At 65.6% G+C, this 22,705-nt stretch carries 29 protein-coding genes; 8 read left to right on the plus strand and 21 right to left on the minus strand.

What is annotated here, in order from left to right:
- Positions 1 to 3: 3 nt before the first annotated feature.
- Entirely contained in the window at positions 4 to 2,016 is a 2,013-nt protein-coding gene (locus QF040_RS17490; protein WP_429612119.1) for an AsmA family protein, read from the minus strand.
- A 236-nt stretch (positions 2,017 to 2,252) separates the two neighbouring features.
- Between QF040_RS17490 and QF040_RS17495 the strand changes: the two genes are divergently transcribed.
- Entirely contained in the window at positions 2,253 to 2,648 is a 396-nt protein-coding gene (locus QF040_RS17495; protein WP_429612120.1) for a response regulator, read from the plus strand.
- A 22-nt stretch (positions 2,649 to 2,670) separates the two neighbouring features.
- Here the strand turns inward: QF040_RS17495 and QF040_RS17500 are convergent, their stop codons facing one another.
- On the minus strand, positions 2,671 to 3,303 hold the full coding sequence (locus QF040_RS17500; RefSeq protein WP_007837167.1) for a response regulator: 633 nt from the start codon (positions 3,301 to 3,303) through the stop codon (positions 2,671 to 2,673).
- Between the two features lie 130 nt (positions 3,304 to 3,433).
- Here QF040_RS17500 and QF040_RS17505 point away from each other — a divergent pair, with 130 nt between their 5' ends.
- The 6 genes from QF040_RS17505 (at position 3,434) to QF040_RS17530 (ending at position 7,031) form a co-directional block, all read left to right on the plus strand.
- Positions 3,434 to 4,753 carry a sensor histidine kinase gene (locus QF040_RS17505; protein ID WP_429612121.1) on the plus strand — a complete coding sequence of 440 codons (1,320 nt, stop codon included), beginning with the start codon at positions 3,434 to 3,436 and terminating at the stop codon, positions 4,751 to 4,753.
- Positions 4,754 to 4,950: 197 nt separating this feature from the next.
- Positions 4,951 to 5,115: a DUF1328 domain-containing protein gene (locus tag QF040_RS17510; protein ID WP_013543146.1), complete on the plus strand. Its 165-nt coding sequence runs from the start codon at positions 4,951 to 4,953 to the stop codon at positions 5,113 to 5,115.
- Positions 5,116 to 5,169: 54 nt separating this feature from the next.
- Positions 5,170 to 5,547 (plus strand): hypothetical protein, encoded by a 378-nt coding sequence (locus tag QF040_RS17515; protein WP_013543147.1) that lies wholly within the window; start codon positions 5,170 to 5,172, stop codon positions 5,545 to 5,547.
- A gap of 41 nt (positions 5,548 to 5,588) precedes the next feature.
- Positions 5,589 to 5,969, plus strand: coding sequence for a hypothetical protein (locus QF040_RS17520; protein WP_429612122.1), 381 nt, complete (start codon positions 5,589 to 5,591; stop codon positions 5,967 to 5,969).
- A complete protein-coding gene (locus QF040_RS17525) occupies positions 5,959 to 6,471 on the plus strand; it encodes a hypothetical protein (RefSeq protein WP_429612123.1) in 513 nt (170 codons plus the stop codon). Before QF040_RS17520 ends, QF040_RS17525 begins: the two co-directional genes overlap by 11 nt.
- Positions 6,468 to 7,031 carry a ferritin-like domain-containing protein gene (locus tag QF040_RS17530; protein ID WP_429612124.1) on the plus strand — a complete coding sequence of 188 codons (564 nt, stop codon included), beginning with the start codon at positions 6,468 to 6,470 and terminating at the stop codon, positions 7,029 to 7,031. The genes QF040_RS17525 and QF040_RS17530 overlap by 4 nt, the downstream gene beginning before the upstream one ends.
- Before the next feature lie 94 nt (positions 7,032 to 7,125).
- Here QF040_RS17530 and QF040_RS17535 read toward each other — a convergent pair whose 3' ends face one another.
- From QF040_RS17535 to QF040_RS17625, 19 genes are all read right to left on the minus strand, one after another.
- A complete protein-coding gene (locus tag QF040_RS17535) occupies positions 7,126 to 7,644 on the minus strand; it encodes a BON domain-containing protein (RefSeq protein ID WP_429612125.1) in 519 nt (172 codons plus the stop codon).
- 88 nt (positions 7,645 to 7,732) lie between these two features.
- The gene (locus QF040_RS17540; RefSeq protein ID WP_206175166.1) at positions 7,733 to 7,930 is read right to left on the minus strand and encodes a CsbD family protein; all 198 of its coding nucleotides are present in this window, start codon (positions 7,928 to 7,930) and stop codon (positions 7,733 to 7,735) included.
- Between the two features lie 133 nt (positions 7,931 to 8,063).
- Positions 8,064 to 8,885 carry a DUF429 domain-containing protein gene (locus tag QF040_RS17545; RefSeq protein WP_429612126.1) on the minus strand — a complete coding sequence of 274 codons (822 nt, stop codon included), beginning with the start codon at positions 8,883 to 8,885 and terminating at the stop codon, positions 8,064 to 8,066.
- A gap of 12 nt (positions 8,886 to 8,897) precedes the next feature.
- Positions 8,898 to 9,779 carry an EamA family transporter gene (locus QF040_RS17550; RefSeq protein ID WP_429612127.1) on the minus strand — a complete coding sequence of 294 codons (882 nt, stop codon included), beginning with the start codon at positions 9,777 to 9,779 and terminating at the stop codon, positions 8,898 to 8,900.
- 15 nt (positions 9,780 to 9,794) lie between these two features.
- Complete coding sequence (locus tag QF040_RS17555) at positions 9,795 to 10,217, minus strand: BLUF domain-containing protein (protein ID WP_042579580.1); 423 nt, start codon at positions 10,215 to 10,217, stop codon at positions 9,795 to 9,797.
- A 2-nt stretch (positions 10,218 to 10,219) separates the two neighbouring features.
- A complete protein-coding gene (folE, locus tag QF040_RS17560; RefSeq protein ID WP_429612128.1) occupies positions 10,220 to 10,951 on the minus strand; it encodes a GTP cyclohydrolase I in 732 nt (243 codons plus the stop codon).
- 73 nt (positions 10,952 to 11,024) lie between these two features.
- Positions 11,025 to 11,795: an endonuclease/exonuclease/phosphatase family protein gene (locus QF040_RS17565; protein WP_429612129.1), complete on the minus strand. Its 771-nt coding sequence runs from the start codon at positions 11,793 to 11,795 to the stop codon at positions 11,025 to 11,027.
- Positions 11,792 to 12,277: a dihydroneopterin triphosphate diphosphatase gene (gene nudB / locus QF040_RS17570; protein WP_429612130.1), complete on the minus strand. Its 486-nt coding sequence runs from the start codon at positions 12,275 to 12,277 to the stop codon at positions 11,792 to 11,794. The genes QF040_RS17565 and nudB overlap by 4 nt, the downstream gene beginning before the upstream one ends.
- The gene (locus QF040_RS17575) at positions 12,255 to 12,566 is read right to left on the minus strand and encodes a CcdB family protein (RefSeq protein WP_307698846.1); all 312 of its coding nucleotides are present in this window, start codon (positions 12,564 to 12,566) and stop codon (positions 12,255 to 12,257) included. The genes nudB and QF040_RS17575 overlap by 23 nt, the downstream gene beginning before the upstream one ends.
- Positions 12,567 to 12,848 carry a type II toxin-antitoxin system prevent-host-death family antitoxin gene (locus QF040_RS17580; RefSeq protein WP_307502602.1) on the minus strand — a complete coding sequence of 94 codons (282 nt, stop codon included), beginning with the start codon at positions 12,846 to 12,848 and terminating at the stop codon, positions 12,567 to 12,569.
- A gap of 67 nt (positions 12,849 to 12,915) precedes the next feature.
- Positions 12,916 to 14,724 (minus strand): aspartate--tRNA ligase, encoded by a 1,809-nt coding sequence (gene aspS, locus QF040_RS17585; protein ID WP_429612131.1) that lies wholly within the window; start codon positions 14,722 to 14,724, stop codon positions 12,916 to 12,918.
- A 37-nt stretch (positions 14,725 to 14,761) separates the two neighbouring features.
- The gene (locus tag QF040_RS17590) at positions 14,762 to 15,394 is read right to left on the minus strand and encodes a DUF502 domain-containing protein (protein WP_429612132.1); all 633 of its coding nucleotides are present in this window, start codon (positions 15,392 to 15,394) and stop codon (positions 14,762 to 14,764) included.
- Between the two features lie 10 nt (positions 15,395 to 15,404).
- Positions 15,405 to 15,746, minus strand: a complete 342-nt coding sequence (locus tag QF040_RS17595) for an FmdB family zinc ribbon protein (RefSeq protein WP_429612133.1) — start codon at positions 15,744 to 15,746, stop codon at positions 15,405 to 15,407.
- Positions 15,747 to 15,828: 82 nt separating this feature from the next.
- Positions 15,829 to 17,277: a sodium:solute symporter family protein gene (locus tag QF040_RS17600; RefSeq protein WP_429612134.1), complete on the minus strand. Its 1,449-nt coding sequence runs from the start codon at positions 17,275 to 17,277 to the stop codon at positions 15,829 to 15,831.
- Between the two features lie 13 nt (positions 17,278 to 17,290).
- Positions 17,291 to 18,856: a ubiquinone biosynthesis regulatory protein kinase UbiB gene (gene ubiB / locus QF040_RS17605; protein WP_307502598.1), complete on the minus strand. Its 1,566-nt coding sequence runs from the start codon at positions 18,854 to 18,856 to the stop codon at positions 17,291 to 17,293.
- Positions 18,853 to 19,410: a ubiquinone biosynthesis accessory factor UbiJ gene (locus QF040_RS17610; protein ID WP_013543166.1), complete on the minus strand. Its 558-nt coding sequence runs from the start codon at positions 19,408 to 19,410 to the stop codon at positions 18,853 to 18,855. The genes ubiB and QF040_RS17610 overlap by 4 nt, the downstream gene beginning before the upstream one ends.
- Positions 19,411 to 19,461: 51 nt before the next feature.
- A complete protein-coding gene (locus tag QF040_RS17615) occupies positions 19,462 to 20,487 on the minus strand; it encodes a Tim44 domain-containing protein (protein ID WP_429612135.1) in 1,026 nt (341 codons plus the stop codon).
- Between the two features lie 33 nt (positions 20,488 to 20,520).
- Positions 20,521 to 21,252 (minus strand): bifunctional demethylmenaquinone methyltransferase/2-methoxy-6-polyprenyl-1,4-benzoquinol methylase UbiE, encoded by a 732-nt coding sequence (ubiE, locus tag QF040_RS17620; RefSeq protein WP_093438975.1) that lies wholly within the window; start codon positions 21,250 to 21,252, stop codon positions 20,521 to 20,523.
- Positions 21,253 to 21,410: 158 nt separating this feature from the next.
- Positions 21,411 to 21,824, minus strand: coding sequence for a gamma-butyrobetaine hydroxylase-like domain-containing protein (locus QF040_RS17625; protein WP_429612136.1), 414 nt, complete (start codon positions 21,822 to 21,824; stop codon positions 21,411 to 21,413).
- Between the two features lie 98 nt (positions 21,825 to 21,922).
- On the opposite strand from QF040_RS17625, the gene QF040_RS17630 reads away from it, so the two are divergent.
- Positions 21,923 to 22,705, plus strand: a complete 783-nt coding sequence (locus QF040_RS17630) for a hypothetical protein (protein WP_429612137.1) — start codon at positions 21,923 to 21,925, stop codon at positions 22,703 to 22,705.

Consider the following 22,705-nt stretch of genomic DNA (forward strand, 5'->3'; position numbering starts at 1 on the left):
GACTCAAGGCTGCTTCGCGCCCTTGGCCCGGGCTGCACCCTGAGCCGCGGCACCAGCGGTGGGCTTGTTGGCGCCCGCCACCACATCCTTGCAATCGGCATCCTGCCCCGGCCCGGTCTCGATGGTCGCGGCCAGCGCCAGCAGCGGATTGACCGCGCCCAGCGCGAGCGCGGCCAGCCCGCGTCCGGCCAGCGGACCCACCGCGACGCCACCCGAGGGATCGCCGAAGGTGCCGCGGACCACCAGCGGCGTGCGCAGCGAAAGGATGTTCTTCGACTTGGGCTCCGGGTGCACCTCGAAGTTCAGCGTCTCGTTCGCGAGGCTGGCCTGCCCGGTGGCGGTGAACAAGGCATTGGTCGTGTCCACCACGAGCGTGCGGCCCGTCATCAGCCCCTTGTTCACGTCGAACGCCACGGCCGCGCATCTCAGCTCGACATTGCGGTCGCCACGCAGCAGGAACTTGATGATGTCGCCGCCCACCAGCGTTGCGAACACCGGCAGCAGGTTGCCGAACTGGCCGCGCCCCGCCAGCACCGCCACATCGCCCGAGGAGCCGCCGAGCCACGTGGCCACCGAGTTGCCAGAGCCCGAGAGGTTGAGACGCCCATCGATCCGCCCGACGCTGTTGCCCGTGGTTTCCAGCTTGGGGAACAGGCGCGCGAGCTGCATGCCGCGCAGGTCGAGCGAGGCGCGGATGTCCGCCGGGTTCTTCGCCGCGTCGATGCGGATCACGCCGGCCAGCTTGCCGCCGCCCACGCCCAGGTCGAGCGGATCGAGCGTCAGCACGCCGTCTTTGAGCTTCACCTGCACGCTGCCGCGGTCGAGGGGAATCTCGCGCACGTTCTGGATGCGGTCGGCCGTGTATTTGACGTCGGCGTTCATGGCGCGCAGGCGCTCGAAATCCAGTGGCGCCGTCGGCAGCACCTTGGCGCCGGCCGGGCGCCTGACCTGCGTGATGCTCGGCGGCGGCGCCACGCCTTCGACCGCAGTGGCCGATCGCGACGTAGGCGGCAGGCCGATGAGCGGGCCGAGATCGTCCATGTCCATCACCTTCGAGCGCAGGTCGCCAGCGAGGTAGGGCACTTGGGTGGCCTGGTCGAAGCGCATGTCGCCGGCGATGTCGGACAGGCCCAGCTTGCCCTTGAGCCCGGCCACCTGCCAGAGCGTTCCGCGCTTGCTCAGGTCGCCGCTCAGCGCATAGGGCGAGGTTTGCGGCAGCGCGATGCCCAGCAACGGGAACAGCGCGCCCAGCGTCTGGCCCTTGAGTTGGAACTTGGCGTCGACGCCGTCGAGGCTCGCCAGTTCGGCCACGGTGCCGGACGCCTTGAGCTTGGTTTGGCCCGCCGCCGCGTTGATCTCGAGCGGAAACGGCGGCGCGCCCGCCGCGTTGATCTGCAGCACGTTGCCCGTGCGGCCGTCGGCCGTCAGCGGCTGGCCCTTGTAGCGGCCCTTGATGCGGTAGCTGAGAGGCATCGCGCCCAGGCTCGTGTCGTATTTGACGTCGGCGTGCAGGTCGACGCCCAGGTGCTTGGCGAGGAAATCGATGGCCCCGCTGTCGATCTGCATGAGGCCGATGCTCGGCACGGTGCCGCCGTCGGAAGTGTCCTTGCCGAACGCCCAGGTGCGGCGCCCGTCCTGCTCCATCTGCAGCCCGAGCGTGGGCGAGAACAGCGCAAGACGCGGAATGACGATCTTGCTTGTGACCAGCGGCCAGATCCGGATGTCGAACTCGGCGCGGTCCGCCTTCACGAGATAGGGATCGCGCGCCCACGAAGGATTGGCGAATTCGATGCCATCGAATTTCACCGTCGCGGCGCGCCAGCCGAGATCGACGTCGAGCCGCCGCGTGATCTCGAACTTGCGCCCCGTCTTCTCGCTCACGTAGCGGTTGACCGGCTCGCGCAGCGCGTCCCACGGAAAGAACATGAGGACAAGCAGCAAGGCGACGAACAGCAGCACGAGCGAAGCCAGCAGTTTTTGCCACAGCGGGCGAGTGCGAAGGATGTTCGTAGCCATATCGTCTGAATAACCTTCCTGAGTCGGTCGCCGGGTCGGCAACGAACCGCAACAACCGTGCGGTATTGCCTACGGGCAGCGCACCGCGACCTGCCTCGTCGGAACACGCCTACAACGCCCGGTCCATGAACCCTGCATGATGCGCTTCGGCAAAGCCCCAAGCTTCCTGCGCAGGCATTCCCGTCAGCGGGACGCTAGGGATGCATCCGCCAACGTGAGAGGAAGCGCGGCTCGGCATGGACTCCAGATTGCAGACATACGTCGTCGAAGACAACCTCACGATCCGTGAAAACCTCATTGGCACTCTGGAAGAACTCACCTGCACCACGGTCGTCGGATTCGCCGAGACCGAAGACCACGCGCGTGCCTGGCTGCTCGGTACCGACAACGAGTGGGACCTTGCCATCGTCGATCTTTTTCTCAAGCAGGGAAGCGGGCTGGGCGTCCTGCAGGCCTGCCAGTCACGGAAGCCGACGCAGAAGGTTGTCGTGCTCAGCAACTACGCGACACCCGACATCCGGCGGCGCTGCGCCGAATTCGGTGTGGACGCGGTGTTCGACAAATCGAACGAGATCGACGCACTGGTCGATTTCTGCATCGGGCAGGCGAAGGCATTGCGCGCTTCGCCCTGAAACCAGCCCGAGGCCTGAAAGCTCAGTCGATGAGCTTGTTCTTCAGCGCGTAGTACGTGAGGTCGCTGTTGGAGGAGAGATTCATCTTCTCCATCAGGCGCGTGCGGTAGGTGCTCACCGTCTTCACCGACAGCGACAGCGTCTTGGCGATATCGCCCGCGGTCTCGCCCTTGGCCAGCTTCAGGAACACCTGGAACTCGCGCTCCGAGAGCTGTTCGTGCGGCGCGGCGTCGTCCTTGCGGTCGAGCTGGCGTGCGAGCAGTTCGGCCACGGCGGGCGTGATGTAGCGGCGGCCCAGCGAAATGGTGCGGATGGCGTTCACGATCTCGATCGGATCGCATTCCTTGTTCAGGTAGCCGCTCGCGCCCTGACGGATCAGGTTCATCGCGTAGTGCTCCTCGGGGTAGCCGCTCAGGATCAGAATGCCGACATCCGGCGCCTTGGCGCGGATCATGGCAAGGGCGTCGATGCCGCTCTGCCCGGGCATGGAGAGGTCCATCACCAGCACGTCGAGCTCGGTGGTGCGTACGAGTTCAATGGCTTCGCGCCCGCTGGCAGCTTCGCCCGCCACGCGCAGGTCCACGTGCTCGGAGAAGAACTGCCGGAGCCCAGATCGCACGATGGCGTGGTCGTCCACAATTCCAATTTTGATCATCTGTTACTTTCGTCGTTGTGTTGCGCGCATCTCGGCCGCAACATGCCGGTCCCTGAATGTCGTCAATTATTGACGAACTTGCCTTGAACTCAGCTTTGAAAGTTTCATGCACTGGCTAGCCCCTCCAAGAATGGCCTTGAGCCTGCTGCTCGCGGCGCTGGCCGCGCTGGCCCTCGTCGGCATCAATGAGGCCGGATTTCGCCAGTCCACCCGCGCCCTGGCGGACATCGACGAGGCGCAGAGGGGGCGCGGCGTGGTCAACCAGATCCTGCAGAACATGCTGGACGCCGAAACCGGCCAGCGGGGCTACCTGCTGACGGGCGAGGCCAGCTACCGGCAGCCCTACGACACGGCGATCAAGGAGGTCGACGGCAACCTCGCAACCCTGCGGCAGCTGTACGCCGAACGGCCGGCCGAAATGACCCAGATCGCCGAACTCTCGAAGCACGTGCTGCGCAAGGTCGCCGAAATGGACATGAGCGTGCGGCTGCGCCAGGACGGCAAGGAAGACGCCTGGAAATTCGTCATCACGACCGATGTGGGGCGGGAGGAAATGGAGGCGATCCGCGCCACCGCGCTCCAGCTGGTCAAGGTGAGCAACAAGACCCTGCACGACGGCCAGACGCAGGTGCTGCGGTCACTGCAGCTCGCGCGCATCGGCACGGCCGTGGTGGCGCTCGCGGCGCTGATCGCCTTCTTTCTCTACCTTCGGCAGACCCATGCGCTGCGCTCCATCGGCGAGCGCCAGCAGGAAGCCCTGCAGCGCGAGCGCAACGCGCTCGAAGACGAGGTGCGCGAGCGCACCGCCTCGCTGGCGGAGCTGGCCACCCATCTGCAGGACGTGCGGGAAACCGAGCGCGGCTATCTCGCGCGCGAGCTGCACGACGAGCTCGGCTCGCTGCTCACCGCCGCCAAGCTGGACGTCGCGCGGCTCAAGTCGCGCCTGGTGGAGTCGCCCGACGCCACCACGCGCCTGCAGCATCTGACCGAACTGCTCAACAGCGGCATCGCGCTCAAGCGCCGCATCATCGAGGACCTGCGACCCTCGTCGCTGTCGAACCTCGGGCTGGTCGCATCGCTGGAGATCCTGGGGCGCGAGTTCGCCGAGCGCTCGGGGCTCCAGGTCGAGATGGCGCTGGAGCCGGTGACGCTGGACGAATCTCGCCAGCTCACGATCTACCGCATGGTGCAGGAGAGCCTGACCAACATCGGCAAGTACGCCGAGGCCGGCGAAGCGACGATCGTGATGAAGAACTACGAGAACCACGTGATCGTGGAGGTTTCGGACAACGGCAAGGGCTTCGACACGCAGCGCATGCGCCCGTCCACGCACGGCCTGGCGGGCATGCGCCACCGGGTGGAAGCGGCGCGCGGCAAGCTCACGATTTCGTCGACGCCCGGCCGGGGCACGCGCCTGAGCGCGATGCTGCCGGCGGTCAAGCCGGCCTGAGTGCGATCCGCAGAACGGCATTGCGTCACACCCCCGCGCGGGCGGACTCGGTCGTCTCCTACGCTCCCCGCCCCCGGTCGCTGACAGGGTGCCGAAGAGGCCCCACTTAAGGTTGCTCCTGTGCCATCCGATGCTTCCCATGAAGACCGGATGCGCCGTTCTCAAAAACAACGAGGGAAGCCTCGAAGGAGTTCCACATGTTGCATTACGCCGTGGTGTTTCTGGTCATCGCACTCATTGCCGCCCTGTTCGGCTTCGGTGGGATTGCAGCCAGCGCAGTCGGGATCGCCAAGATTCTTTTCGTGATCTTCGCCGTGCTCGCCATCGCGAGCTTCCTGGCTGGCTTGCTACGACGCAAGTAGCGTAGTTACGATCAACAGGCTCCCGCATTTCATCTTCCCGGAAAGGACTCTCCCATGAACACGACGACCAAGACCCCTTCGCAACTCGCCGACGAGGCGCGCCAGACCGCCAACGACGCGGTCGAATCGACCCGCGCCTACGCACAGAACGCGGTGAATGCGGCGGGCGAAAAGGTCCGCGAATTGCGCCGCGACACCGAGCCTGCCGTCGAGCAGCTCGCAGCCCGCGTGCAGCAGGCCGTTCAGCGCGGCCTGGACGCCGCATCGACCACCAGCGCACGTGCGCAGCGCCGCCTCGAGGCCGCTGCCGACGTCACCGGCCGCTACATCTCCGACCAGCCCGTTCGCTCGGTGCTGCTGGCCGCCGCTGCAGGCGCTGCCATCACCGCGCTCATCGTGCTGGCCAGCCGCCGCAGCCGGGACGACTACTGATCGCTTGAGTTTTTTTCTTCGTTCCCTCGATCCCCGGCACCATGCTTCATCCGATTTTCTCCACGGTGCTCGGGCATCCGGACCTCGTCGCTGAACACCTCGCCAATTACGCCGCCCTCGTCCGCCAGGAATCCGCAGAGGCGGGACGCGGCCTCGTCGCCCGCATCGTCGCGGGCGTGCTCGCGGCAGCCAGCGTCATGCTGGCCCTCGGGCTGATCGGCGTGGCCGTGCTGCTGGGCGTGCTTCATGGCAGCTTTCACTGGGTGCTGGTGGCTGTGCCGGCGGTGGCCGTGGTGATCGCGGCTGTGTGCGGTTGGTATGCAACGCGCCCCAGCCAGAGCTACGGTTTCGACGACCTTCGCACGCAACTGGAGGCCGACCTCCAGGCCTTGCGCACTGCTGGAGCCGACCATGACCGGTAATACCGAACGCTCCTCGTTGACTCCGCAGCAGCGCCTGGCCAATTCGCGCCGCGCGCTGGTGCGGCAACTCCAAGGCGGCGAGGCTCGCGACCACGATCGTCCGGCGCTCGATGGCGATACCGACGACGAACTCGAATACGCGCACCACGACGCATCGGGCGAGCCGGCGCATGAACGGCACGCTTCCCGCAGAGGTGGCGGTGGCAACAACATCTGGGGCGGCGTGGCCCGCAGCGTCGTGCAGCGCTGGTGGCGCCGCCATCCGGCCCATGCAATGGGCCAGCTCGCTCGCCCCTTGCTGGAGCACTACGCGCGCAAGGAGCCGGCCAAGCTCATGGCCGCGGCCGCGGCCACCGGTGCATTGCTGGTGCTCGTGAAGCCGTGGCGACTGCTGTCGCTCACTGCCGTGCTGGCAGCGGTCCTGAAGACATCCGACGTGGCCGACGTCGTCAACACGTTGATGCAGAAGACCCCAAGCCCCCCACGAAAGGACCCTCCATGAATGCAGATGCTTCCTCCTCCCGCAGCGCGGCGCAGCCGTACGAGCACTTGGTGCTCGACCAGGCCGCCATCGACGCTGCCGGCAAGAGCCTGGACGAAGGCGCCGTGACGCCCAGCTATGGCCCATGGCGCGACGACGTCGTCAAGCTGCTGAACGACGCGCTCGCCACCGAACTCGTGTGCGTGCTGCGCTACAAGCGGCACTACTTCACCGCCAACGGCGTCGAGTCCCCGGCGATTGCCGAAGAATTCCTGGTGCACGCCAACGAAGAATCGGCCCACGCCGACCGCATTGCCGAGCGCATCGTGCAACTGGGCGGCGAACCCGATTTCGCCCCGACGCACCTGCTGGAGCGCAGCCATGCCGGCTACGACGAATCGACCGACCTGCAGGCCATGGTGCGCGCCAACCTCGTGGCCGAACGCATCGCGGTGGAGTCGTACCGCCAGATGATCGTGCTGATCGGCGACAAGGACCCGACCACCCGCCGCATGCTCGAAGACATTCTTTCCGACGAGGAAGAACACGCCGATGAGCTGAAGGACTGGCTCGGCCACTGAGCGTCAGAAAGATCCGGGTCCGAGCGGCCCGGCCCCCATGAAAAAGCCCGGACGAACCGGGCTTTTTCATGGGGGCCGAAAGAAAGAAGAACGATCAGCCCTTCACTTCCAGCTCGTTGCTTACCGAGGTCACACCCTGCACGCCCTTGGCGATTTCCTCGGCGCGCGCCTTCGCGGCTGCTGTCGGTGCCGGGCCCTTCAGGCTCACCGCGCCACCCTTGGTGTCGACATTGATCTTGATCGCGCTCAGGTCCGGGTCCTTCGCGAGGCTCGCGGACACCGACGCGGTGATGGCCGCATCGTCCACCGTCGCGCTCACTGCGGCGCCGGCGTCCTTGGCAGCCTCCTTGACGTTGGCCATGCCTTCCTTCATCTCGGAAGTGGTGCCGGAGGCATCGAACTTCGCCTTGGCGTCCTTCACGGCTTCGCCGGTCTTGGCGGCGGCGGTTTCGGCCGCCTGCTCGGTCTTGGCCACCGCGCTGTCGAGCTTTTCGCCGGCCGTGCGGTTATCGGACTTGTCGCAGGCCGCCAGCGTCAGCGCGGCACCGGCCACGAGCACGGCTAGCCATGCGCGCGAATGCGGCATGGCCATGGGTTGTTGGGTTTTTTTCATTGAAATCCTCCAGTCGATCGCTCGCATGCTTCGCATGGAAATGGAACGAGAAAAACAGGTTGCACCTTGGAGGCGCAACCTGGGTCGGTCACAACTTGTCGGCGCCCGACTTGATGGCGTCCTTGGCCTTTTCCTTCACGTCGCCATAAGTCTTTTGCACCTTGCCGGCGGCCTGGTCGGCGACGCCTTCGCCTTCGAGCTTCTCGTTGCCGACAACCTTGCCGGTCACTTCCTTGAGCTTGCCCTTGGCTTCTTCGACGCGGCCTGCCACTTGGTCCTTGTTCATGTCGTTTCCTTCCTGAGTAGATATCGATAAATCGAGACAGGTGGACCGGGATGGTCCACTCATTTCAATCTAGTCGCCACCTACAAGCCGCGGGGTATCGCCGGCACCCCGAAGCGGTGTAGGACAACAAAGCTCAAGCCGTGACGATCCATCCCTCCAGCGGATCGAACTGCACGGGCAATCCGTAGCCCGGACCGGGGCTTGCGGCGCGCTGCAGGCCCCAGGCGGCCTGCAGGAGACACAGCACCGCATCGATGTGATCGCCGCGCGCGTCGGCCAGCAATTCGGCGCGCTGATCGGCATCGAGCTGAAGCCGCAGGCCGAGCCGCGTCGTGCCCGCCTCGAGTGCGGCGAGCAGGTCGGTGCGGGCCGCAAGGCGCTCGGGCGTCTGCTTCGCAAGGTCGTCGCTCTTGTAGCTGCGGCGGCCGATCAGCTCGCGCGCCAGCAGGCCCGGGTAGGCCTCCAGCGCGATGCGGTCCTCGCGGCTGCCCACATGCAGGCCCGGCAGGTTGGCACCGGCTGCCAGCAGCGGCGGCACGCCGGCGTGCAGCATGAAGGCCACCGGCGGATTGACCCACTTCATCGACGTGCTCGACCCCGCGGGGGCATCGGCCGCGCGATGCGCGAACTTGCCGCCAATGGGCCGTGCCGCGCAGAAGGCAGCGAAGGTATCGCGGATCTCGGCGCGGCCGAGGCTCGCGTAGTGCGCCATCAGCGGCGCCCATTCGAGCGGCCATTTCAGGTGCTCGACAAGTTCGCGCGGCAGGCTGAATGGAAAGTCGAAGCCGCCGACCCACGAAGGCGTATCAAGCAGCCATTGGCCCCAGGCTTCGAGCGTCGCGAAGCGCTGCAGGCCGGTCAGCGCGACGCTGTCTGCGCCAGCCATCTCACCGATGGCCACCACGATCGGTTTGCGTGTAGTCGGTGCGCTCGAAAAATCGCAGCCGAAGAGCATGGCCGTCTTCCTTCAGCCCAGCGCGAGCGCCACGACGCCGGCAGCAATGAAGAGCGCGCCCAACAGCCGCAGCAGCCGGTCGCCTTCGCGCAGCAGGTGCCCGCCGATCAATGCGGCGAACAGCATCGACACCTCGCGCGCCGGCGCGACGTGCGAGATCGGCGCCTGCTGCACCGCATACAGCACGAGCACATAGGACACCGGGCTGATCGCCGCCACCAGCAGCGCGTACTTCCATTGCTCGCGCCACATGCGCGCGGTTGTGGCACGGTCCTGCAGCGCGGCGGGAAGCAGCAGTGCGAGACGCACGAAGTTGCTCATGTAATCGAGCAGGATCGGCGACATCGCGAGGAACTTGACCGCATAGCTGTCGGTCACGGTGTAGGCGGCGATGAAGGCGCCGGTCAGCACGCCGTAGCGGATGCCTTTCTGCACGCGCTCGCGCTGCACAGGGTCATGCTTCCTGTGAAAGAGGCGCGGGCCGCCGGCCACGAGGAACACGCCGAGCACCACGCCGAAGATGCCGGCCACGCCGACCAAGCTGATCTTCTCGCCGAGGAACAGGATCGCGACCAGCGACGACAGCAGCGGCCCCGAGCCGCGCGCCAGCGGATAGACCACGGTGAGATCGGATTTGCGGTAGCCGCGCAGAAGAATGACGTAATAGAAGACGTGCAGCACGCCGCTCAGCGCGATGAAGCCCCACTCCTTCACGCCCCAGGTCGGCACGACGCTCCAGCCGAGCGTGATGCCCACGGGCGCCCACACCACGGCCATGAACACACCGCTCTGGAACGCGAAGCGCGCGTCGCCGTTCGCCTTCTTGGCGGCGATGTTCCAGCTGGCGTGAATGACCCCGGCCAGCAGGATCAGTGCGAAGGCGGAGAGTGGCACCCGGTGGAACCGGGATCAGTGGCGGCCGACGATGGCGGCGGTGGCCATCAGTTCTTCGAGCAGTGCCAGCGAGACCTTGCCCGAGACCTTGTACGGGTCGAGTTCGGGCTTCTCGGAGTACTTGAGCAGCGTCGAGGCATTGAGCTTCGAGAGGTTGACCTGCCCCATCGTCCAGCCGCCGAAACGGCGCTCGGAGATTTCTTCGTAATGCAGCAGCACCACGTCCTTGTGGCGCGCATCGCGCTGAATGTGGCCGTACAGATCGCTGATGGCGTCGCGCCCACCTTCGATCGCCTGCAGGAAGGTGCCGGCACCGTAGCAGAGGATGCCGGTGATGCCACACGCCGGGTTGTGCGTGCGCGATTTCGTGAGGATCGCCTCGATGGCCGCGGGGCTGGTGTCGACGGCGCGGCTTGCGTAGAGAAGACGGACCAGCATGTTCAGCTCTTTCGGGGCAAGAGGGAAAGGAATTCGCGGCGCAGGCTCGGGTCCTTGAGGAATACGCCGCGCATGACGGAGTTGATCATCTTGCTGTCCATCTCCTTCACGCCGCGCCAGGCCATGCAGAAGTGCTCGGCTTCCATGACGAGCGCGAGGCCGTCGGGTTGCGTCTTTTCCTGGATCAGGTCGGCCAGTTGCACCACCGCCTCTTCCTGGATCTGCGGACGGCCCATGACCCATTCGGCCAGGCGCGCGTACTTCGACAGGCCGATCACGTTCGTGTGCTCGTTGGGCATCACGCCGATCCAGAGCTTGCCGATGATCGGGCAGAAGTGGTGCGAGCAGGCGCTGCGCACGGTGATCGGGCCGACGATCATCAGCTCGTTCAGATGCTCGGCGTTGGGGAACTCGGTGAGCGGAGGCGGCGGTACGTAGCGGCCGCGGAACACCTCGTTCAGGTACATCTTGGCGACGCGGCGCGCGGTGTTGTCGGTGTTGTGGTCGTTCGCCACGTCGATGACGAGGCTCTCGAGCACGGCCTTCATCTTGACCTCGACCTCGTCGAGCAGCGACTCAAGTTCACCCGGCTGGATGAACTCGGCGATGTTGTCGTTGGCATTGAAGCGCTTTCGCGCTGCATTCAGGCGCTCGCGGATCTTGACGGAGACGGGCGTGCCCTCGTCATCGTCTTTTCGATCGGGGAGCGGTTCGACGTCGGTTTTCCTCAGCATGGCGGGGATCGTACCAGTGAATGGCTCCAGGACATTCGGGCTGTAACGCCCGTCCCTTCTTGGAGCAATGCTATCAATTAGGTAGCGTGAAGTCAGCTACCAACGGGAGGTGATCGGACATCCGCGCCCAGATCGGGCCGCGCGGGACAGTGCAGGAAAGCGGCTCGAGCTTGCGGCCGTAGACGAAATCGAGCTGCGCCACCGGCAGCCGCGAAGGATAGGTGAGCGTGCGCGGGCCGCGCAGGTCGCTGGCATCGCGCAGGCCCATCGCGTTCATGGCGTAGCGCATGCGCGCGCCCCAGTCGTTGAAATCGCCAGCCACGACCACGGCCTCATGGGCCGGCACTTCGCGATCGATGAATTCGCGTAGGCGCGCGATCTGCCGCACGCGGCTGCCCTTGATGAGGCCCAGGTGCACCACGATCGCATGCACCGGCTGCCCCTCGACTTCGATCACCACGTGCAGCAGTCCGCGCTGTTCGAAGCGGTGGTCCGAGATGTCCTGGTGGCCGGTGCGAATCACCGGCCAGCGCGTGAGCAGCGCATTGCCGTGCTCGCCATGGCGCGTGACGGCGTTGGTTTCGTAGACGGCGGTGTAGCCCTCAGGCGCGAGGAAGTCGGCCTGCGGCAGCTCGGGCCAGCGCGCGAAGCGGGCGGCGGCCTGGCGGTTCATCTTGCGCACTTCCTGCAGGCAGACGATGTCGGCGTCGAGCTGCTCGATGGCGTGGCCGAGGTTGTGGATCTCGAGCCGCCGGGCGGGCCCGATGCCCTGCACACCTTTATGGATGTTGTAGGTCGCGACCCGGAGGTTGTTGGCTGCGGATGCGGCTGGCGGCTGGTTCATCGCACAAATTCTGGCAGCAACAGAATGGCTTCGGCGTTCGATGGGGAAAAGCATGCATCGGCCGCCTCGCGGTACGGCAGCCATTGCCAGTCGGTGTGCTCGCGCGGCGCGAGACGGGGCGTCAGGCGCTCAGGCACGCAGAGGCCGAACAGGTGCTCGGTGTTATGCGTGACACCGGGCTCATAACGCGCGCGCCAGCCTGGATAAATCTCGTAGATGTTGCTCAGTTGCCAGTCGATCAGCTTCGAAGCCAGCGCGGTGCCCTCGCCGCATTCGATGCCGGTTTCCTCGGCCACCTCGCGGACAGCGGTGAGCGCGAGAGGCTCATCGACCGCATCCTTGCTGCCGGTGACCGATTGCCAGAACTCGTGGGCATCGGCACGCCGGATCAGCAGCACGTCGAGCGCCGGCGTGTGGATCACGACCAGCACCGATTCAGGGATCTTGAAGGGGCGCGTGTCAGAACCCACTGAGCACAGCATCCAATGCGGCTGCCACCTCACTAGCGCGGGGCGCAAGCGAGGCGACTGGTTGCTTGAGAAGTCTTGCTGACAGAGGGGCAGCCAAGTGCGGCATCAAAGACAAAGTCTCTCCGTCCATTTCCACGGTCGGGCACAGGTTGCCCGGCGCCTGGCGCGCACCGACGCGAAATACGGGAACGACAAGGCGCGTCGATAGATGATCTAGCAGGCCGCTTTGTACGTCAACGACGTAGGGAACCGTCCGGCGCGCTTCGAGCCGAGGATTCTCGTAGATGTCGAACTGTGCCATTCAAGGTGCATCCTGCCAGGCAACCATGCCCTCGCACCACAGCCCGTGTTTCTCCACCAGTTCGTTCTGTGCGGCGATCCATTCCTTGTATTGCGCATTGAACTCGCGCTTGCGCTGAGCCATCGATTTCTTTTGCTCCAGCGCTTCGAGTTCCGCAAAACGCGCAGCGGAAACAAGAACGACCGCCACGCGGTCGTTCTTCATCACATGCACCGGTTCGCGCTCGGCTTGGCCGAGGTAGTAGCCGAATCGGTTCTTGGCTTCGGTGGCGGTGATCTGCATGGCTGGCTCCGGGGAGTAATTAGCCATTTTAGCCAATTACCCTGCCCGCTCCAACCTGCCGCCGGCCTCAGGCTGCGGCTTGCGGCGTGTTGCGCAGTTTGATGTGCAGTTCGCGCAGTTGCTTCTCGTCGACCGGGCTCGGCGCCTGCGTCAGCAGGTCTTGCGCGCGCTGGGTCTTGGGGAAGGCGATCACGTCGCGGATCGACTCGGCGCCGGTCATCAGCATGACCAGGCGGTCCAGGCCGATGGCGATGCCGCCGTGCGGTGGGGCGCCGTACTGCAGCGCGTCGAGCAGGAAGCCGAACTTGAGCTGTGCGTCCTCAGCGCTGATCTTCAGCGCACGGAACACCTTGCTCTGCACTTCCTCGCGGTGGATACGCACCGAGCCGCCGCCCATCTCGATGCCGTTGAGCACCATGTCGTAGGCCTTGGCAATGCACTTCTCGGGCGCGGTGTCCATGAGGTCTTCATGGCCGTCCTTCGGCGCGGTGAACGGGTGGTGCACGGCGCTCCAGCGCTGGCCTTCCTCGTCGAACTCGAACATCGGGAAGTCGACCACCCAGAGCGGCGCCCACCGGTCGTCGAACAGGCCGCTCTTCTTGCCGAAGGCGCTGTGGCCGATCTTCACGCGCAGCGCGCCGATGGCGTCGTTGACGACCTTTTCCTTGTCGGCGCCGAAGAACAGGATGTCGCCGTTGCGCGCACCCGTGCGGGCGATGATCTCGGCCAGCGTGTTGTCGTCCAGGTTCTTCACGATCGGGCTCTGCAGGCCTTCGCGGCCGGCTTGCGCGTCGTTCACCTTGATGTAGGCCAGGCCCTTGGCGCCGTAGATCTTGACGAACTCTTGATACGCGTCGATTTCACCGCGCGACAGGCCGCCCTCGCCACCGCCACCGGGCACGCGCAATGCGACCACGCGGCCGTCCTTTTGCGTCGCGGCGTTCGAGAACACCTTGAATTCCACGCGCTTCATGAGTTCGGTGAGTTCGGTGAATTCGAGCTTCACGCGCAGATCGGGCTTGTCCGAGCCGTACTTGAACATCGCATCGCCGTACGTCATGGTCGGGAACACCGGCAGGTCGATGCCCGCGGCGTTGCGGAACACGTTGCGGATCATTCCTTCGAACATCTCGCGGATTTCCTCTTCGGCGAGGAACGAGGTCTCGATGTCGATCTGCGTGAATTCGGGCTGGCGGTCGGCGCGCAGGTCTTCGTCGCGGAAGCACTTCACGATCTGGTAATAGCGGTCGTAGCCGGCCACCATCAAGAGTTGCTTGAAGAGCTGGGGCGACTGCGGCAGCGCGAAGAAACTGCCGTCGTGCACGCGGCTGGGCACGAGGTAGTCGCGCGCGCCTTCGGGCGTGGACTTGCCGAGCATCGGCGTCTCGATGTCGATGAAGCCGTTGGCATCGAGGAACTTGCGCGTTTCCATCGTCACCTTGTAGCGCAGCATCATGTTGCGCTGCATGGCCGGACGGCGCAGGTCGAGCACGCGGTGCGTGAGGCGGGTGGTTTCCGAGAGGTTGTCGTCGTCCAGCAGGAACGGCGGCGTGACCGACGGGTTGAGCACCTTCAGCTCGTGGCACAGCACTTCGATCTTGCCGCTCTTGAGGCTGTCGTTGGTCGTGCCCTCGGGGCGCGAGCGCACGAGGCCGGTGATCTGCACGCAGAACTCGTTGCGCAGGTTCTCGGCCACGGCGAAGGTGGAGGCGCGATCGGGGTCGCACACGACCTGCACGTAACCTTCGCGGTCGCGCACGTCGATGAAGATCACGCCGCCGTGGTCGCGGCGACGGTTGACCCACCCGCACAGGGTGACGGTCTGGCCCAACAGGGCTTCGGTCACAAGACCGCAATAGTGAGTACGCATGGCCATAGGGATGACTTCCGGCGCCGTCGTGGCGCGTTCGTTTTTATGAGTTGGATGGCTTGATCGCCACCGTGGCGGGGCCGCCTGGAACGACCACCCCCATCGAGACGATGTACTTGAGCGCTTCGTCCACGCTCATCTTCAGTTCGACGCAGTCGCTGCGGCGGAGCATGACGAAGTAGCCGCCCGTGGGATTGGGCGTGGTCGGCACGTAGACGCTGAGGAATTCCTCGGTGCTCAGGTGCTCGGCCACTTCGTTGCCCGGCGCGCCGGTCACGAAGGCGATGGTCCACACGTTTTCGCGCGGCCACTGGATCAGCACCGCTGTGCGGAATGCATTGCCGTTCTCGGAGAACAGCGTGTCCGACACCTGCTTGACGCTCGAATAGATCGAGCGCACGACCGGAATGCGCCGCACCACAGCATCGCCCCAGCCGAGCAGGCGCTTGCCGACGAAGTTGCTCGCGATGGCGCCGACCACCAGCAGGATCGCCAGCGTGAGCAGCACGCCCAGGCCGCGGATGTTGTTCTCGAACAGCCACTTCTGCCAGACGGCCGGCAGCACCCAGAGCGTCTGGTCCAGCGTGTCGATGATCCACTTCAGCACCGCCAAGGTGATGAACAGCGGAACAATCACCAGCAAGCCGGAGAACAACCATTTGCGCAGGGCGAGCATGGACGGGGTCTCAGTCGCCGCTCTTGGCGGCAGGAGCCGGGGCGGGAGCGGGCGCCGGGGCAGGAGCAGGGCTCGGCGCGGCGGCGCTGGAGGAAGAAGATGAAGAGTCGGCGGACTTGGCGCCCTCGCTCGCTGCGGGAGCAGTGGCCGGCTCGGCCTTCTTGCCGCCGCCTTCGCGGAAATCGGTCACGTACCAGCCCGATCCCTTGAGCTGGAAACCGGCGGCCGTCACCTGCTTTTCGAAAGCGCTGGCGCCGCACGCCGGGCACACCGTGAGGGGCGCGTCGGACATCTTCTGCAAAGCGTCCTTGGCAAAGCCGCAGGCGCTGCACTTGTAGGCGTAGATGGGCATGGGGAAATAGGGTCCAGAAGCGGCGCAGCTGCCGCTCGCAAAGCCCTCGATTATAAGGGCCCACCCCGCCGCCGGGGCGCTCTCAGGCCGCTTCGGTGGCCAGCGGCCGATGCGGCGTGTGAGTGTTCGCTACCCACTGCGGCAGCAGCGAGCCGGTCACCATGCCGGTGAACGAGGCCAGAACGCCCGCCAACTGCGCAGGAAAAACGGCGCCCCAGGGCAACGCCAGGAACAACAGCCAGGTGCCGATGCCCAGCAGGATCGACGCCACCGCCCCCTGCGTGGTGGCACGGCGCCAGTACAGCCCGCACACCAGCGGCACGAAGGCCCCCACCAGCGGCACCTGGTAGGCGTCCGACACCAGTTCGTAAATCGGCGTGCCCTGCATGCGGATCGCGTAGGCCAGCACGGCCGCGCTGAACACCAGCACCGTGATGCGCATCGTCATCAGGTTCTGGCGGTCGGTGCCCGAGGGGCGGAACTGGCGCCAGATGTTCTCGGTGAAGGTGACGCTCGGGGCCAGCAGCGTGGCCGAGGCGGTCGACTTGATGGCCGACAGCAGCGCACCGAAGAACAGCACCTGCATCACGAACGGCATCTTCTGCAGCACCAGCGTGGGCAGCACCTTCTGCGGATCTTCCTTCAGCAGCACGGCCACCTCGTCCGGCATGATCAGGAGCGCACTGGCCACGAGGAACATCGGCACGAAGGCGAAGAGGATGTACGCCACGCCGCCGATCACCGGCCCGCGGGTCGCGGCCTTCACGCTGTTGGCCGACATCACGCGCTGGAACACGTCCTGCTGCGGAATGGAGCCCAGCATCATCGTGATGGCGGCCGCGAAGAAGAACACCATGTCGTGCCAGTTGGGTTCGGGCCAGAACTTGAAGAGGTCCTTGCTGACCGCGAAGGCCACCACCTTGTCAGCGCCGCCGGCCATGTTGCCCGCGAACATCGCGATGATCGCGAGGCCGGCGACCAGGATGATCATCTGGATGAAGTCGGTCACCGCCACCGACCACATGCCGCCGAAGAGCGTGTAGGCCAGGATCGAGACCACCCCGATCACCATGCCCAGCGGAATGCTGATGGCGCCCGCCGACAGCACGTTGAACACCAGCCCCAGCGCCGTGACCTGCGCCGAGACCCAGCCCAGGTAGCTCAGCATGATGATCAGCGTGCAGGCCACTTCCACGGTGCGGCCGTAGCGCTCGCGGTAGTAGTCGCTGATGGTCAGCAGCGTCATGCGGTAGAGCTTGCCCGCGAAGAACAGGCCCACCAGGATCAGGCAGGTGCCGGCGCCGAACGGGTCTTCCACCACGCCGTTCAGCCCGCCCTCGATGAACTTGGCCGGGATGCCGAGCACCGTTTCGGACCCGAACCAGGTCGCGAAGGTGGTCGTCACGATCATGAAGAGCGGCAGGTGCCGCCCGGCGATGGCGAAGTCGGTGGTGTTCTTCACCCGCTTGGCGGCATAGAGCCCGATGGCGATGGTGACCAGCAGATAGACGACAACCAACGTCAGCAGCACGGGGGAATCTCCTCTAGAACAACTTCACACGCACCAGCAATTGCATGGCGAGCAACCCCAATACAAAACCTATGCCACCGTAAATGATGGTCTGGAGCAGCCTGTTGGTGCGCTTTTGAGCGGCCAGCAGTTCGAGCAACTCGCGGCGATGATCGGGCGGCCGATTTTCCAGGAAATCGTGAAGCAATCGAGGTAATTGCGGCAGCAATTTTGCGTAGCGCGGCGCTTCGGCCTTGAGTTGCTGCAGCAGCTTCTTCGGCCCGATCTGGTCGACCATCCACTTTTCGAGGAAAGGCTTGGCCGTGTGCCAGAGGTCGAGTTCGGGATCGAGCTGGCGGCCCAGGCCCTCGATGTTGAGCAGCGTCTTCTGCAGCAATACCAACTGCGGCTGGATTTCCACGTGGAAGCGGCGCGAGGTCTGGAACAGACGCATCAGCACCATGCCGAGCGAGATTTCCTTCAGCGGCCGGTCGAAGTACGGCTCGCAGACGGTGCGGATCGCCGCCTCCAGCTCGTCGATGCGTGTGCCCTCGGGCACCCAGCCGCTTTCCAGGTGCAGCTCGGCCACGCGCTTGTAGTCGCGCCGGAAGAAGGCCACGAAGTTCTGCGCGAGGTATTCCTTGTCCGATTCGGTGAGGGTGCCGATGATCCCGAAATCCAGCGAGATGTAGCGCCCGAAGGTCTCGGGCGCCAGGCTCACTTGGATGTTGCCCGGGTGCATGTCGGCGTGGAAGAAGCCGTCGCGAAACACCTGGGTGAAGAAGATCGTGACGCCGTCGCGCGCGAGCTTGGGAATGTCGACGCCGGCCGCGCGCAGGCGGTCGAGCTGGGCAATGGGCACGCCGTTCATGCGCTCCATCACGATCACCTCGGGGTGGCAGAAGTCCCAGAACATCTCGGGAATCAGCACCAGATCGAGCTCGGCCATGTTGCGGCGCAGCTGGGCCGCGTTGGCGGCCTCCCGCACCAGGTCAAGCTCGTCATGCAGGTACTTGTCGAACTCACCGACCACCTCGCGCGGCTTCAGGCGCTTGCCGTCGGGCGAGAGCTTCTCGACCCAGCCGGCCATCATGGCCATGAGCGCCAGGTCCTTCTCGATGATGCCGCGCATGCTCGGGCGCAGCACCTTCACCGCCACATCGCGGATCTCGCCGTCGTTGGTCCGGATGGTCGCGAAGTGCACCTGGGCGATCGATGCGCTCGCGATCGGCGTCTCGTCGAATTGCACGAACACATCGCCCACCGGCCGGCGGAACGCGCGCTCGATGGTGGCAATGGCCACTGCCGAGGGGAACGGCGGCACGCGGTCCTGAAGGAAGGCGAGTTCGTCGGCGATATCGGGCGGCAGCAGGTCGCGCCGTGTCGACAGCACCTGGCCGAACTTCACGAAGATGGGGCCGAGGCGCTCGAGCGCCTCGCGCAGCCGCTGGCCGCGCGGCGCATCGAGGTCGCGTCCGATGGAAATCACACGGGCCACCACGCGCAGCCACGGCTTCTGGAAACTCGTAAGCACGAGCTCGTCCAGGCCGTAGCGCAGCGCGACCCAGACGATGAACAGGCCGCGGTAGAAGCGCCTCATTCGGCCTGGCCCGCCGAACCGCCGGCCTTGGCCGTGCGGTCGCCGACGAACTGGCGAAGCGCCGTCACCACGCGCCGCACGCCATTGCCCAGGGTGTGCGCGGGCACATCGCCGATCACGCGTGCGAGGTCGTCCTCGACGTCCCAGCGCACATGGTCGACCAGCCAGTTGACTTCGGCGGCCAGTTGCACGTCGCCGACGATCTGCACCGACGGCTTGTCGCCGCGCAGCGTGGCGCGGGCGATCTCGAAGGGGGAATCGTCGGTAACGGTGAGGGTGAGTTCAGGTGTGGAACCTGCGGGTGCCAGGTCGAGCAGGCCGGCCGGCGTGGCGACCAGTTCCATGGTCACGAAGCGCCACTGGAATCGCACCACCCTGCCCTGCTGGCGCAGCAGCCGCTGCTGGGCTTCGGGCTCCTGCTGCAGCACGTGGTTGAGGAACAGGACCGCGCGGTGCTGGATCTCGTGGACCGCCCAGTCCGGCGGCTGCAGACGCTCGCCGATGCGGTTGAAGAGGTCGCCGAGAAAAGAAAAAGGGGACGATGGTGTGGCCATGTCCCCATTATCGTTTCTGTACGCGGCCCGGCGGCCGCGAACGTCTGCCGTTTACTGCAGCGCTTGCACGCCGGCAACCAGCCAGCCGCCACCGCCGCTGGTCGGCTTGGTCATGTTCCACACTTCGCGGAACGGGCCCGGGCCTGCCGAGGCGTCCTCGCGGATCATGCCGGAGAACTCCACGCTCGCCATGTAGGCGTCAGGCAGTTCTTCGATGCCGAGCAGCTTGGCATCGAGCATCACGACTTCGGTCTTGTTCGACGAACCACCGGTGTGGCTTGCACGGTCGGCCAGCTGCGTGCGGATTTCCTCGACCATCTCGTCGGTCATCATCGAACGCAGCATCGACACGTCGGCGCGGTCCCATGCGTCCTGCAGCGTCACGAAGTTGCGCTTGGCGGCCCCGAGGAAACCGTCGACATCGAAGCCCGTGGGGATGCCCCAGGATTGCGAACCGCCCAGCGCGGAACCGATCATGCTGCCGCCGGCTGCGGCGCCTGCTGCAGAGAGGCTGCTGCCATGGCGATCACCGTCGGCCGGAGTGGCGTCGAAAGCCGTGGCCGAACGCTCCCATGGCCGCGCCGAGGCATCGTTGCCGACGTTGTTCGGGCTGTACTGCGCCGGCGCGCTGGCGTTGGAGGGGCTGGCGCCCGCGCCCTGGAATGCGAAGCCGCCCTGGCGGTTGGCACCGCCCGACGCGGCCGAGCGCGCCTTGAAGATGCGCCACACGGCGAGCGCCGCGAAGATCAGCAGACCGATCAGCAGGATGTTGGCGAAGCCGGCGCCCAGGCCGAGCGAACTCGCGAGCCATGCGAGGCCAAGGCCGGCGGCGAGACCGCCGAGCATCGCGCCCCAAGGACGCTTCGGTGCAGCAGCGGCGGGCGCAGGCGTTGCGGGCTTGGCTGCCGAGTTGGTCGCGTTCTGCTGCGCAGGGGCGGCAGGCGGCGTGGACTGGCGCTGCGTCACGTTGGACGATTGGCGGCCGAGGGACTTGCCGCCGCCCACACGGGCGGCATCGGCCTGCACGCTCACGAGCACCAACGCAGCCGCCAAAAACAAAGAACTCAAACTTTTCATGTCGTCTCCTCTAGAGCGAAAAATTCGCTTCAATCAACACTTGATTCCAACATGCAGGGCAGCAATGCCACCCGTCATGTTGTGATAGTCCACATGTCCGAAACCGCCCTCTTTCATGAGGGTCTTGAGCTCCTCTTGCGAGGGATGCATGCGGATGGATTCGGCCAGGTAGCGATAGCTCGCGTCGTCGCCGGCCACGAGCTTGCCAAGGCGTGGCAGCACGTTGAAGGAGTACCAGTCGTAAGCCTTGGTGAGCGGCTTGGCGATCTTGGAGAACTCGAGCACGAGGAGCTTGCCGCGCGGCTTGAGCACGCGGTTCATTTCCTTGAGCGCGATGTCCTTGTGCGTCATGTTGCGAAGGCCGAAGGCCACGGTCACGACGTCGAAATGGTCATCGGGAAACGGCAGCTTCTCGGCATCGCAAACCAGCGTGGGCAGTGCGACGCCGGCATCGAGCAGACGGTCGCGGCCGGTGCTCAGCATGGCTTCGTTGATGTCGGTGTGAACCACCTGGCCGGTGGCGCCGACCTTCTTCGAGAAGGCGAGCGCGAGGTCGCCGGTGCCGCCCGCGATGTCGAGGACGCGCGAGCCTTCGCCCACGTTCGCCACCATCACGGTATAGGCCTTCCACGCGCGGTGCAGGCCTACGGACATCAGGTCGTTCATGACGTCGTAGCGCGACGCCACCGAATCGAAGACGCCGCGGACACGTTGCGCCTTCTCGCTTTCGTCGACTTTCTCGAAGCCGAAGTGGGTTGTACTCATGCAACCGATGTTAGGCCGGAAGCCTACACATCAAGCCGACGACCCCGCACCCACGGCGGGCATTTGTTGCTTTTTCTTCAAATGAAGAGGCGCTGCAACGCCCGTCCCTGCTGTCTACAGAGCTATCTTTTCAATAGCACCCAACGAAATTTGGGGCGTCAGTGGCTGCTGCACGCAGACCCGCCCTTGTCGATCATCGGCGCATCGCGATCGACGCCCGCCTCGGCCAGCCTTCGCTCGTACTGCGCCCACAGGTCGGCCTGGTTCGCGCCGAGTTCGTAGAGCAGGTCCCATGAATAGATGCCGGTGTTGTGACCATCGCTGAAAGTCGGCTGCACGGCGTAGTTGCCGACCGGTTCGAGGTCGCCCAGCTCCACGTCGCGCTTGCCTGTCTGCAGCACTTCCTGGCCCGGGCCGTGGCCCTGCACTTCGGCCGAGGGCGAGTAGATGCGCATGAGCTCGAACGGAATGCGGAAGGTCGCGCCGTCCGAGAAGCCCACTTCGAGCACGCGCGACTGGCCGTGCACGGTGATCGATTGCGGCGTCGGGGCGCCTGGTTTCAAGCCTGCCATGGGATTCCGTTCGGAAATTTTCGGGAGGCGCGCAGTATGCCGCGCGGCTGCGCTTGCATGCGCCTGGGCCCACGAATACCAGCGCTTAGCATTGCGGCATGCAGACACTTCAACGCCATCGATCATCGCGCCCGAACTGGGCAGCACTTGTCCTCTGCGCCGCGCTGGCGGCAGGCACCGTCGTGCCGGCGCATGCCTTCTTGGGCTTGCTCGGAAAGGCAGCAGGCAAGGCCGCAACCGCCGGCAAGGCGGCGGGTACGGCTGGCAAGGGTGCGGCGGTAGGTGCAGGCGCCGTCGCAGCGGAGAGCGCAACAGGCGTGGCGGGTGTTGCCGGCAAAGGCGCAGCAGCGCTGGGCGACGACGCGGCGCATGCCGCACAGTTCGGGACGCGGACTGCGGGCCCCGAATTCAGCGCAGTGAACGCCGCGCTGCCGCCCGAGGTCGCGGCCTATCTCGCAAAGCCCGCGAAGGACCTGACGCCCAAGGATACGTCACGAATGATGGACAGCTACCGCCAGATGGTCGAACGCGCGGGCAAGAGCGGCGACTTCACCGCGGTCGAGCGCCTGCCCACATCGGCGGGCTCGGGCCGCACACTGCCGGTGAACGAGACGGCAAGGCCGGCCACATCCCCGGCGAAAACCGAAGCGACGACCGCATCGAGCGGCCTGCCGTCCGCGCTGCCCATCCACGCACTGCGCGTGCTGGCCCATGCATCGCAAGCGGGCAACCGCGACGCGCAGGCCGAACTGGACCGTGTGTGCCGCGATGGCAGCGTCGCATCGAAGCGCTTCTCGAAGGAGATGCGCGCCACGCCGGAATTCAAGGAGACCTGCGCGAACCGCAAGCTGGCGACGACGCGCACGGCCGCCGCGCGCTGA

The organism is Variovorax sp. W2I14 (assembly GCF_050435205.1).
In the GTDB taxonomy this organism is placed as follows: Bacteria; Pseudomonadota; Gammaproteobacteria; order Burkholderiales; family Burkholderiaceae_C; genus Variovorax; species Variovorax paradoxus_C.